The organism is Pseudomonas sp. JH-2, from assembly GCF_036231725.1.
GTDB classification, from domain to species: domain Bacteria; phylum Pseudomonadota; class Gammaproteobacteria; order Pseudomonadales; family Pseudomonadaceae; genus Pseudomonas; species Pseudomonas delhiensis.
Genome location: NZ_JAZAQP010000019.1, coordinates 38483 through 50693 on the forward strand (window position 1 = coordinate 38483; position 12211 = coordinate 50693).

General features: G+C 70.0%; 10 protein-coding genes. 4 read left to right on the forward strand and 6 right to left on the reverse strand.

Annotated elements, in window-relative coordinates; translation table 11 throughout:
• The first annotated feature begins 10 nt into the window (after positions 1-10).
• Positions 11-1576 (forward strand): nitric oxide reductase transcriptional regulator NorR, encoded by a 1566-nt coding sequence (norR, locus tag VV867_RS15140; RefSeq protein WP_328566851.1) that lies wholly within the window; start codon positions 11-13, stop codon positions 1574-1576.
• A gap of 41 nt (positions 1577-1617) precedes the next feature.
• Here norR and VV867_RS15145 read toward each other — a convergent pair whose 3' ends face one another.
• Positions 1618-3591, reverse strand: a complete 1974-nt coding sequence (locus VV867_RS15145; protein ID WP_328566852.1) for a BCCT family transporter — start codon at positions 3589-3591, stop codon at positions 1618-1620.
• Positions 3592-3900: 309 nt separating this feature from the next.
• Here VV867_RS15145 and VV867_RS15150 point away from each other — a divergent pair, with 309 nt between their 5' ends.
• Complete coding sequence (locus VV867_RS15150; RefSeq protein ID WP_089393341.1) at positions 3901-4245, forward strand: DUF3302 domain-containing protein; 345 nt, start codon at positions 3901-3903, stop codon at positions 4243-4245.
• A gap of 1 nt (position 4246) precedes the next feature.
• Positions 4247-5206 (forward strand): HlyD family secretion protein, encoded by a 960-nt coding sequence (locus VV867_RS15155; protein WP_109935705.1) that lies wholly within the window; start codon positions 4247-4249, stop codon positions 5204-5206.
• A gap of 460 nt (positions 5207-5666) precedes the next feature.
• On the opposite strand, the gene VV867_RS15160 is transcribed toward VV867_RS15155, so the two are convergent.
• The 5 genes from VV867_RS15160 to VV867_RS15180 all read right to left on the reverse strand — a co-directional run bounded on the left by VV867_RS15160 (position 5667) and on the right by VV867_RS15180 (position 10817).
• Complete coding sequence (locus tag VV867_RS15160) at positions 5667-6209, reverse strand: PqiC family protein (protein WP_328566853.1); 543 nt, start codon at positions 6207-6209, stop codon at positions 5667-5669.
• 27 nt (positions 6210-6236) lie between these two features.
• Complete coding sequence (locus VV867_RS15165; RefSeq protein ID WP_328566854.1) at positions 6237-7877, reverse strand: PqiB family protein; 1641 nt, start codon at positions 7875-7877, stop codon at positions 6237-6239.
• Entirely contained in the window at positions 7858-8505 is a 648-nt protein-coding gene (locus tag VV867_RS15170; RefSeq protein WP_109935708.1) for a paraquat-inducible protein A, read from the reverse strand. Before VV867_RS15170 ends, VV867_RS15165 begins: the two co-directional genes overlap by 20 nt.
• On the reverse strand, positions 8502-9098 hold the full coding sequence (locus VV867_RS15175; protein ID WP_328566855.1) for a paraquat-inducible protein A: 597 nt from the start codon (positions 9096-9098) through the stop codon (positions 8502-8504). The genes VV867_RS15170 and VV867_RS15175 overlap by 4 nt, the downstream gene beginning before the upstream one ends.
• A 135-nt stretch (positions 9099-9233) precedes the next feature.
• The gene (locus tag VV867_RS15180) at positions 9234-10817 is read right to left on the reverse strand and encodes a GMC family oxidoreductase (RefSeq protein WP_328566856.1); all 1584 of its coding nucleotides are present in this window, start codon (positions 10815-10817) and stop codon (positions 9234-9236) included.
• A 98-nt stretch (positions 10818-10915) separates the two neighbouring features.
• On the opposite strand from VV867_RS15180, the gene VV867_RS15185 reads away from it, so the two are divergent.
• On the forward strand, positions 10916-11926 hold the full coding sequence (locus tag VV867_RS15185; protein ID WP_109935711.1) for an AraC family transcriptional regulator: 1011 nt from the start codon (positions 10916-10918) through the stop codon (positions 11924-11926).
• The last annotated feature ends 285 nt before the right edge of the window (positions 11927-12211 follow it).

Genomic DNA, 12211 nt, shown 5'->3' on the forward strand with positions numbered 1-12211 from the left:
ACGAGTCAAAATGACTTCGCCCGGAAAGGGTTTTAATGACCTCGAAAAGGTAAAAAATACCCCACTACTGGATACCCTCCTGGCGGACCTGGCCGACGACCTGCCCATCGCCGTGCGCCTGCAACGGCTGGTGGCGGCGCTGCGCGACGAGTTCGCCTGCAGCGCCGTGGTGCTGCTGCAGCTGGACGGCGACAGCCTGCAGCCCCAGGCCGCCGTGGGCCTGGACCGCGAAGTGCTCGGCCGGCGCTTCGCCGTGGCCAGCCACCCACGCCTGGCGCGCATCCTCGAACGGCGCGAGCCGCTGCAGTTCAGCGCCGACAGCGAGCTGCCCGACCCTTACGACGGCCTGCTCCAGGACAGCCCCGACAAGCCCCTGCCGGTGCACGACTGCATGGGCATGAGCCTCTACCTGGAGGGCCGCCCCTGGGGCGTGCTGACCCTGGACGCCCTCCGCCCCGGCAGCTTCTCGCCGGTCCTGGTCCGGCGCCTGGAGCACTGCGCGCCGCTGATCGAGGCCGCCGTGCGCGTCGGCCGCCTGGAAAGCGAAGTGCGCCGCCTGCGCCTGACCCGCAGCGCCCTGGCCGAGCCCGCCCTGGAGCCCGGCGCCGGCATCCTCGGCGAAAGCCCGGTGCTGCACCGGCTGCTGGACGAGCTGAAGATAGTCGCCGACTCCGAGCTGCCGGTGCTGCTGCAGGGCGAGACCGGCGTCGGCAAGGAACTGTTCGCCCGCGCCCTGCACGCCAGCTCGCCACGCTCGCGCAAGCCGCTGGTGTACGTGAACTGCGCGGCGCTGCCGGAAACCCTCGCCGAAAGCGAGCTGTTCGGCCACGTGCGCGGCGCCTTCTCCGGCGCCGCCCGGGACCGCCAGGGCCGCTTCGAGGCGGCCAATGGCGGCACGCTGTTCCTCGACGAGATCGGCGAGCTGCCGCTGTCGATCCAGGCCAAGCTGCTGCGCGCCCTGCAGGGCGGCGAGATCCAGCGCCTGGGGGCGGACCGGCCCCGGCACGTCGACGTGCGCATCATCGCCGCCACCAACCGCCACCTGGCCGACGAAGTGCGCGGCGGGCGCTTCCGCGCCGACCTCTACCACCGGCTGTCGGTGTACCCGGTGCACATCCCGCCGCTGCGCGAGCGCGGCCAGGACGTGCTGGTGCTGGCCGGGCATTTCCTCGAACTCAACCGCACCCGCCTGGGCCTGCGCTGCCTGCGCCTGGCGCCGGACGCCGAGCAGGCCCTGCTGGACTACGCCTGGCCGGGGAACGTGCGCGAACTGGAACACCTCATCAGCCGCGCGGCGCTCAAGACACTGAGCCTGGCCGGCTCCCGCCGCGAGCTGCTGAGCATAGACGCGGCGGGGCTCGGCCTGGACCTGCCGGCGGCCGATGACGCCAGAGCGGCCAGCGCCCCCGCGGCCGAGGACGCTCATTCGTTGCAAGAGGCGGTCGACGACTTCCAGCGCCACCTGCTGCAGCGCGCCCTGCAACGCCACGACGGCAAGTGGGCCGCCGCCGCCCGTGCGCTGAAGATGGACCCGAGCAACCTGCGCAAGCTGGCGCGCCGCCTCGACCTGCGCTGAGCGCCTCGCGAGCGGCCTGGGGGCCGCTCGCAGCGGGGGCTTCAGCGCACCAGGTGCAGGTAGTGCAGGTGGCGTTCGTACTGGTCGAGGATGTCGCCGATCACATCCTCGCGGCTCCAGCCCATGATGTCGTAGTCCTGGCCGCCCTCGCGCAGGTGCACCTCGGCGCGGAAGTACTTGCGGGCGTCGTTGCCCTCGTCGCTGTCCTGCACCACGAAGCTGGGCTGGGCGAAGGCCCGTGGGCGCACCTCGTAGAGGAAGCGGCCTTCGCCGGCGTGGTCCAGCGCCAGGCTCACGCGGCCGTCGTCGCGCTCCTCAACCGCCACCTCGTAGCCTTGCTTGCGCAGCTCGCCGGCCACCTGCTCGCAGGCCGGGCGCACCACCTCGGCGATGAAGCGCGCCACGTGGGCCCGCCGCGGGCGCATGGCGATGTTGCGCAGGCGCCGCTGCCAGCCGCCCTGCGCGTGGGGCGCATGGCGTGGCGAGGGCAGCGCCTGGTGGCGCAGGCCGCGGCGGGTGGCGTCCAGGTGCAGCGCCTTGAACAGGCCCCAGATCGACGCCAGGAGGATGATGGCGAACGGCAGCGCACTGGCGATGGTCGCCGTCTGCAGTGCCTTCAGGCCGTTGGCCAGCAGCAGCGCCACCGCCACCACGCCGATGCTCACCGACCAGAAGATGCGCTGCCACAGCGGCGAGTGGTCGTGCCCGGACGAGGCCAGCATGTCCACCACCAGCGCGCCGGAGTCGGCGGAGGTGACGAAGAACACCACCACCATCAGCACCGCCACCAGCGACACCACCCGGGACAACGGGAAGTGCTCGAGGAAGGCGAACAGCGCCAGGGAGCTGTCCTGGCCGACCACCGTCGCCAGGTCGGTCACCCCTTCGTTGAGGATCATGTGCAGCGCCGAGTCGCCGAACACCGTCATCCACAGCAGGGTGAAGCCGGCCGGCACGAAGAGCACGCCGCAGACGAACTGGCGGATGGTCCGCCCGCGGGAGATGCGCGCGATGAACAGGCCGACGAAGGGCGACCAGGACAACCACCAGCCCCAGTACAGCAAGGTCCAGCCGCCGATCCAGTCGGTGGGCTGGTAGGCGTAGAGGTTGAAGGTCTTGTTGACGATCTCCGAGAGGTAGGCGCCGGTGTTCTGCACGTAGGCCTGCAGCAGGAAGACCGTGGGCCCCAGCAGCAGCACGAAGAGCATCAGCAGCACCGCCAGGCCCAGGTTCAGCTCGGAGAGGATGCGGATGCCGCGGTCCAGGCCGCTGGCCACCGAGAGGGTCGCCAGGGCGCAGGTGGCGGCGATCAGGATGACCTGCACGGTGGCGTTCACCGGCAGGCCGAACACGTGGTGGAAGCCGCTGTTGATCTGCAGCACGCCGTAGCCCAGGGAAGTGGCCACGCCGAACACGGTGCCGAGGATGGCGAACACGTCCACGGCATGGCCGATGGGGCCGTGGATGCGTTCGCCGATCAGCGGGTAGAGCGCCGAGCGCAGCGTCAGCGGCAGGCCCTTGCGGAAGCTGAAGTAGGCAAGGATCAGCCCGACGATGGCGTAGATCGCCCAGGCGTGCAGGCCCCAGTGGAAGAAGGTGATCTTCATCGCCTCGCGCGCGGCGGCCACGGTGCCCGCCTCGCCCACCGGCGGCGTGGTGAAGTGCATGACCGGCTCGGCGACGCCGAAGAACATCAGGCCGATGCCCATGCCGGCGGAGAACAGCATGGCGAACCAGCTGCTGTTGCGGTACTCGGGCTCGCTGTGGTCGGGCCCCAGCTTGATGTCACCGTAGCGGCTGATGGCCAGGAACACCACGCTGATGAGCACCAGCGCCACCGCCAGGATGTAGAACCAGCTGGCGTTGCCGACGATCCATTGCTGGATGCGGTCGAACCGGGCCTGCGCCTGGTCCTGGAAGGCCACCGCGTAGAACACCAGCAGCACGATGAGCAGTGCGCTGCTGTAGAAGACCGGGGGGTTGAGCGTGCTCCTTGGTTTGGAAGGGTCGGACATCGGGGACGGTTTCTCCTTGTGAAGCGAAGGCGCCGGCGGCGCCCTGAACCTGCGTTCGCCTGCAAGGGTAGCTCATCGGCATCTCGTAATAATTCGAGGCACGGCGTTGCTACAGTGTCGCCGCGGCGGGCAAGGCGCATGGCGCGGGCCCTCCCCGCCCGCCGGGCAGCCCTTCGCCCATGGCCGCTGTCGCCAAATGAGCATCCCGCTCCCGCCCGCCCATCGCCGGCCCGGCTTTGCGCCAGCGCGAATCGAAACTAGATTCAAAGGCAGCGCCCCCGCCGGCCCCGCTCAAGGAACAGAACGCCCATGCTGAACTACGTGGCCCTAGGAATCCTCATCGCCGTCGCCCTGATTCTCTTCTACGGCATCATCGCCCTCCACGACATCCCCTACGAGATCGCCAAGGAACGCAACCACCCGCACCAGGACTCCATCCACGTGGCCGGCTGGGTGAGCCTGTTCACCCTGCACGTCATCTGGCCGCTGCTGTGGATCTGGGCGACGCTCTACCGCGAGGACCGCGGCTGGGGCATGGGCAACCCGAACGCGCCGGCCACCGAGCGCGAGCTGGCCGAGCTGAAGGCCGAGCTGGTGGAACTCAAGCGCACCCTCGCCGCGCCCCACGCGCCGCACGACGAAGGGAGCCACTGAGATGGAAACGTTGCTCCTGCTGACCTACGCCGCCCTCTGCGTCGCCGTCTTCAAGCTGTTCCGCATTCCCAGGAACAAGTGGACCGTGCCCACCGCCGCCCTCGGCGGCGTGGTCCTGGTGGGCTGCCTGGTGTTCTTCATGAACTACAACCACCCCTACTCCGAGGTGGCCCGCAGCTACTTCATCAGCACGCCCATCTCGCCCAACGTCAGCGGCCAGGTGATCGAGGTGCCGGTGGAGCGCGACCGCGCGGTGAAGAAAGGCGACGTGCTGTTCCGCCTGGACCCGACGCCCTTCGAGAGCAAGGTGAAGGCGCTGGAGGCCCAGTTGGTGTCGGCCAAGGCCGACCTCTATCGCGCTTCCACCCTGGTGCAGCGCAATGTCGGCAACCGCCGCGACCTCGACCAGGCCACCGCCCAGGTCAACGCCATCGAGGCGCAGCTGATCGGCGCCCGCTACGACCTGGAAAGCACCACGGTGCACGCCCCGGCCGACGGCATCGTGTCCCAGCTGATCCTGCGCCCCGGCGTGCGCGCCACGCGCTTTGCCACCCGGCCGTCGATGGTCTTCATCCCCAACGAGGACTACTTCTACGTGGCCTGGATGCGGCAGAACAGCCAGCTGCGCCTGAACGCCGGCGACGCCGCCGAGATCGCCTTCGACGGCCTGCCCGGCCAGGTGTTCCAGGCCAAGGTGCGGCGCGTGCTGCCGGTGATCGGCGAAGGCCAGATCCAGCCCGGCGGCAACCTGATCAGCTTCAGCGGCTCGCCGCCGCCGGGCCGCGTGCCGGTGCTCCTCGACATCACCGACCCGGCCTTCGAGCAATACCGCGCCACCCTGCCCGGCGGCGCCTTCGGCCAGGCCGCGGTGTACAGCGAGCACGCCCACGAGTTGGCGGTGATGCGCAAGATCCTGCTGCGCATGGCGTCCTGGTTGAACTACATCTATCCCTTCCACTGACGCCCCCATGCAGGAGCGCGCCCTGCGCGCGAAATCGCGGACAGAGTCCGCTCCTACAGGTTGCCGGGTGGCACGGACGCGTAGGGCGTATAACCGTTCGCGGTTATCCGCCGCCGGCCGACACACCGGTGCCCCGGGCAATGGCGGATAACGCCGTAGGCGTTATGCGCCCTACGGGCTGGGAGGCGCGGATGCGTAGGGCGCATAACCGTTCGCGGTTATCCGCCGCCGGCCGGAACGCCGGTGCCCGGGCAATGGCGGATAACGCCGTAGGCGTTATGCGCCCTACGGGCTGGGAGGCGCGGACGCGTAGGGCGTATAACCGTTCGCGGTTATCCGCCGCCGGCCGGAACGCCGGTGCTCGGGCAATGGCGGATACCCGTGAGGCATCGCATTCCCCCGTAGGAGCGGACTCCGTCCGCGATCTGCCGATCCCGGGCACCGCTATCGCGGATGAACCCTACGGCACCGGGCAACGCCCCTGGCCGGCCGAGGCCTGGGCGATGGCTGTGGCCAGCTGGCGCAGGTTGGCCTGGTGCGCGCTGACCAGGCTTTCCACGCTGTTCTGCGCCGGCGTCTGCACCGTGGTGTGGCAGCTCAGCTCGCCCTGGCCGCCCGCGCGCTTCAGGCGCCAGGTGGCGTCCAGCAGCGCGTAGCGCCCCGGCACCGAGTCGAAGCGCTGCACCTCCACCCGCAGCACCGCCCTGGGCGCGGCGCCGGGCGGGCCGCCGAGCTGGTCCTGCAGGGCATTCTGGAACTCGTCCACCAGGTTGGCGCCCCACCATTCGGTTTCCAGGATGGCCAGGCCGCTGCCGCCCTGGCGCACCACGATCTGCGAGCGGTCCACCTGCGGCGGCAGGCTCACGCGTTCCACGCGCACCCCGCTCGCCGCGCCCTGCCCCGGCTGCGCGGGCACCAGCGTGTGGTAGTGGATGGGCGCGCTGCTGCAGCCCCAGAACAACGGCAGCAGCCCGGCCATGAGCAGCTTCGGCAGCTTGGGCATCTCGTTCACTCCTTTGGCATTGCCCTGTCAGGGCTGCAGGTCGTTGACGCCCGCGGCCTTCGGGCGCCCGCGGATCAGCGATTCGGGGTGCCGGCCGAGGTAGTCCGAGAGGTCGCGCAGCGAGCGCGACATGCGGTCCAGTTCCTCCAGTGTGTCGCCCAGCTTCTGGCGCTGCGGCGAGTCCTCCGCCAGCGCGGCGTTGGCCGTCTGCAGCGTCTTGCGCACCTCGTCGAGGGTGCCCTTCACACCGGGCAGGGTCTGGCCGTTGAACTGCTTCAGGCTGTTCTGCAGCTCGCGCAGGTTGCCGTCCAGGTTGTTGGCGATGCGCTCCAGCGGCAGCTTGCGGATGCGCTCCACCATTTCCTGCAACTGCTCCTGCAGCTTGTCCAGGCTGCCGGGCACGGTGGGGATGGCGAACGGCTGGGCGCTGGTGTCGAAGGCCACCTTCTTCGCGTCGGGGTAGAAGTCCAGGGAGATGTACATCTGCCCGGTGATCAGGTTGCCGCTGCGGGCCTGGGCGCGCAGGCCGTGCTCGACGAAGCTGGCGAGCAGCTGGCGGGTGCCCGCCTCGTCCTCCGGCGAATGGTGGAAGGCCTGCAGCATCTTCTGGTGCACCGGTCCCAGGCGCTGCGGGTAGACCACCGCGTCGACCATCACCGGGAAGCTCTGCTTCACCTCGTCGTAGTCCAGCTTCACCGAGGTGACCTTGCCGAAGGGCACGCCCATGAACTCCACCGGCGCGCCCACCGACAGGCCGCGCATCGACTGGTCGAAGCGCAGGCTCAGGTACAGCGGCTTGCCGGTGGGCGGGGCCAGCGCCGTGTCGCGGTCGGCGAACAGCTGGAAGCGTTGCTCGTCCGCCGCCGGCTTGGCGTCTGCGGCGAAGTCCGGGGTGCCGAAGGCCAGGCCGCCGACCAGCAGCGAGGACAGCGACTCGGTGTTGACCTTCAAGCCGTTGGCGTCCACCGACAGGTCCACCCCGCTGGCGTTCCAGAAGCGCGTGTCCTGGGTGACGAAGGCGTCGTAGGGCGCATTGACGAACACGCCGATGTCCACGCCCTTGCCGTCCTGGCGCAAGGCATAGGACACCACCTGCCCCACCGGGATGCGCCGGTAGTAGATCGACGAGCCGATATCCAGCGAGCCCAGGTCGTCGGCGCCGAGCATGAAGCGCTTGCCCTTCTCGCCATAGGTGATCGGCGGCGGCGACTCCAGGCCGGTGAAGTTCTTCTCCGGGGCGCTGGCCTCGCCGGCGTCGGCACCGATGAAGGCCCCCGACAGCAGGGTGTCCACCCCGGACACGCCGCCGGCGCCGATGCGCGGCCGCACCACCCAGAACTTGGCGCCGCGGCTGGCGAAGGGCTCGGCGTCCTTGGACAACTGCACCTTGGTGACGACGCCCTTGCGGTCCCTGGCCAGTTCCACCGAGGTCACTTCGCCTATCACCACGCTGCGGTACTTCACCTGGGTCTTGTGCGCCTCCAGCCCCTCGCCGGTGGCGAAGGAAATGGAAATCACCGGCCCCTGCTGCATCCAGTTGCGCACCACCAGCGAGGCGCCGACCAGCAGCGCGATGATCGGCACTATCCAGACCAGCGACAGGTTCCAGCGCCGCGTGCGCACCTCGGCCCGCCCCGGCGGCGCCGGGTCATGTGTGTCCTGCGCCATCGATTCGGTCTCCCTTGTGCGGATCGTCGTCCCAGATCAGGCGAGGGTCGAAACTCATCGCCGAAAGCATGGTGAGTACCACCACCAGGCCGAAGAAGAGGATGCCCGGGCGCGGCTCGATGGTGCCCAGCCCGCGCATCTGCACCAGCGCCGCCACCAGCGCCACCACCATCACGTCGAGCATCGACCAGTAGCCGATCAGCTCGACGAAGCGGTACAGCTGCGAGCGCTGCCGGCGCGCCCAGGCGCTGCGGCGCTGGGCGGTGAACAGCAGCAGGCCGAGGGAACCGAACTTGATCGCCGGCACGCCGATGCTGGCGATGAAGATGATCAGCGCGATGTCCCAGGCGCCCGCCTCCCAGAACTCCAGCACGCCGCCGCCGATGGTGCTGTCCACGCCCTGGCCGAGCATTTCGGTGCGCATCACCGGCAACAGGTTGGCCGGCACGTAGAACACCAGCGCCGCCACCAGGAAGGCCCAGCCGCGGTTGATGGCGTCGGCCTTGCGCGCGTGCAGCGGCGCGCCGCAGCGTTCGCACTCATGGGCGTTGCGGCCCAGGTCGCAGGTATGGCCGCAACCGTGGCACAGGCACAGGTTCAGCTGCGGGGCCAGCGGCGGCGTGCTCATACCTGCTCCCAGAGGTCGCGGATGTCGCGCCCGGCGATGGCGATCAGCAGCACGCTCAGCGCCGCCAGGGCCACCAGGCCGATGCCGGGGATCACCTCCAGCAGCCCGGCCAGCTTGATCACCGCCACCATGGCGCCGAGCAGGCACACCTCCAGCATGCTCCACGGCCGCAGCCCCTCCAGGGCGCGCATGCACAGGGCGAAGGCCGGCGCGCGGCGGCGGCCCAGCGCGAAGCCCAGCACCCAGGTGAGCAGCGTCACCTGCAGCACCGGGGCGATGATGATGGCCAGGGCCACCACCAGGGCGATGAAGGTGATGCTGCCGCTGCTGAGGACCAGCACCGAGTCCCAGAGCGTCGCCGAGTTGCTCAGGCCCTTCATGCTGATGGTCATCACCGGGTAGGCGTTGGCGAAGGCCAGCAGCACGGCGCCGGTCAGGCTCAGCGCCAGGCGCTGCTGCACCGTCAGCGCGGTGTGCCGCTGCAGCACGCCGCCACAACGCACGCACAATGCGCGCTGGTGGCGTTGCAGCGGCGCGCGCTCATACACGGCGTCGCAGTATTCGCAGATGATCAGGTCGCGGGCCTGGGGCATGCGGGGCTCTGGGCAGTGGGAAGCGGGGCCGGGGCGCCGCGCGAATGACGGCGCGCCCGACCATGCCTGGCAAGCCTAGCCGAAGATGGCGGCGCGGCCGCCGCACCCTGCTCTTTGCGCGACAGCCGGCCCGCCTCAGGCCCCGCCGATCCACCCCGCCGCGCGCTCGGCGATCATGATCGCCGCGGCGTTGGTGTTGCCGCCCACCAGGGTCGGCATGATCGACGCGTCGACCACGCGCAGGCCCTCGATGCCACGGACCTTCAGGCGGCTGTCCACCACAGCGTCCTCGTCGGGGCCCATGCGGCAGGTGCCCACCGGGTGGTAGATGGTGTCGGTGCGGCGGCGCAGCACCTCCACCAGTTGCTCGTCGCTGTGCAGGCCGGCGCTGTACAGGTCCTTCAGGCCGAAGCGCGCCATGGGCCGCTGCTCGCAGATTTCCCGCGCCATGCGGTAGCCCTTGAGCAGCGTCTGCACGTCGTCGTCGTGGCCGAGGATGTTCGGGTCGATGCGCGGCGCCGCGGCCGGGTCGGCGGACTGCAGGCCCAGGCTGCCGGCGCTCTTGGGCCGCAGCACGCAGACGTGGCAACTGAAGCCGTGGCCCCAGTGCAGGGTGCGGTTGTGGTTGTCCAGCAGGCTCACCACCGAATGCAGCTGCACGTCCGGGCGGCTCTGCTCGGGGCCGGTGCGCAGGAAGGCGCCGGCCTCGGCGAAGTTGCTCGCCAGCGGGCCGCTGTGGCTGGCCAGGTACTGCGCCAGGGCCGCGCTCATGCGCGCACCGCCGCGCACCGAGTAGCCGGGCAGCGAGGTGTCGTGGCTGCGGTAGCAGAGCACCACGTCCGGGTGGTCGCGCAGGTTCTGCCCCACCCCCGGCAGCTCGTGCTGCACGCGGATGCCATGGGGCTTCAACTCGGCCTCCGGGCCGATGCCCGAGAGCAGCAGCAACTGCGGGCTGCCGAACACCCCGGCGCTGAGCAACACCTCGCGGCGCGCCTTCAGCTCCAGGTGCTGGCCCTTGTGCGTCACCCGCACGCCGCAGGCCTGCTTGCCCTGCAGCAGGATGCGCTCGGCGCGGGCGCCGGTCAGCACCGTGAGGTTGCCGCGCGCCTGGCGGATCGGCTTGAGGAAGGCGGTGGCGGCGCTCCAGCGGCGGCCGTCGCGGATGGTCACCTCGTAGTGGCCCACGCCTTCCTGCTCGGCGCCGTTGAAATCCTCGTTGTAGCGATGGCCGGCGTGCAGCCCGGCCTCGATGAAGGCATGGGAGGCCACATGGGCGTTCACCTGGCCGACGTACAGCTCGCCCTGGCCGCCGTGGTACTCGCAGCCGCCGCCGTGGTGGCGCTCGCTCTTGCGGAAGTACGGCAGCACCTCGGCGAAGGACCAGCCGGGGTTGCCCAGGGCTGCCCAGTCGTCGAAGTCGCTGTGGTGGCCGCGGATGTAGATCATGCCGTTGATCGAGCTGCTGCCGCCGAGCACCTTGCCCCGCGGCTGGTAGCCGACGCGCCCGCCCAGGCCGGCCTGGGGCACGGTATCGAAGGCCCAGTTGACGTGGTGCGTGGGCAGGATGGCGGCGATGCCGGCCGGCGCGTGCACCAGCGGCGAACGGTCCTCCGGCCCCGCCTCGAGCAGGCACACGGAAACGCCGGGGTCGGCGCTCAGGCGGTTGGCCAGGACGCAACCGGACGAGCCGGCGCCAACGATGATGTAGTCGAATTCCATGAGGTGCTCCGGTGAGTGGGAAGGGAACGCCTCGGATTCTTCGCTGGCCGTCGTCCGATTGATTGATCTTTGATGACAGATAATTGATTCTTCACGACATGGAACCCTTCATCCGCACCACCTCCTTCACCGGCTTCCGCGAGCTGGTCGCCCAGCACGGCCAGGACCCGGCCGCGTACCTGCGGCGCTTCCGCATCAAGCCGCAGTTGCTCGACGACGAGGACGCCCGGGTGCCCTTCCGCTCGCTGGTGGGGCTGCTGGAATACGCCGCCGCCGAACTGGGCTGCCCGGACTTCGGCCTGCGCATGGCCGAGCACCAGAACCTGCACGTGCTCGGCCCCATCGCCGCCATCGCCCGCCACTCGGTGACCGTGGCCCACGCCCTGGGCGACGTGGTGCGGTTCATCGGCTACCACAGCCCGGGCATCCAGCTGGAACTCGACCAAGCGCCCGGCCAGGCCCCGCGCCTGTGCATCGCCCTGCGCATCCCCGGGGTGACGCAGCAGCGGCAGATGGCCGAGCTGGCCATGGGCGTGGCACACAACACCATGAAGCTGCTCTGCGGCCCCGGCTTCAAGGCCCAGGCAGTGGAGCTGCACGGCGCAAGCCCGGTGCCGCTGCTGCGCTACCGGCGCTATTTCCATACCGAGGTGCGCAGCGGCCAGGCCGGCTACGCCATGCTGCTGACCCGCGCCCAGCTCGACCAGCGCATCGAGCAGCAGGACCCGGCGCTGCACCGCACCCTGGTGCAGTACCTCAGCCAGTTCGAACAGGAAGGCGCCGACCTGGGCGAGCTGGTGCGGCGCTGGGTCACGCGCATGCTGCCCACCCAGCGCTGCCGCCTGCCGCTGGTGGCCGAGCAGATGGGCCTGCACGAGCGCACCCTGCAGCGCCGCCTGGGTGAACTGGGGCTGACCTTCGACGAGGTGGTCGACAGCGTCCGCCGCGAGCGCGCGGAAACCTACCTGGCGGCGCGGGACATCCCCCTGGCGCAGATCGCCAACATGCTCGGCTACAGCGAACAGGCGGTGTTCAACCGCGCCTGCCGGCGCTGGTTCGACCTCACCCCCGGCGCGCGCCGCCGCCAGTTGCTGGCGCCGCGCGCGTAGATACACCCCGGCCACGTCCCACGCCAAGGTCGGCCTCGGAGGCACCTGGGGCCCAGGCCAAACGGCGGATAACGCCGGAGGCGTTATTCGCCCTACGGGTTCGGCCGTGGCGTAGGGCGTATAACCGTTCGCGGTTATACGCCGATACACCCATGTCACAACCCACGCCAAGGTCGGCCTCGAAGCCGCCTGGGGCCCAGGCCAAACGGCGGATAACGCCGGAGGCGTTATACGCCCTACGGGTTCGGCCGTGGCGTAGGGCGTATAACCGTTCACGGTTATACG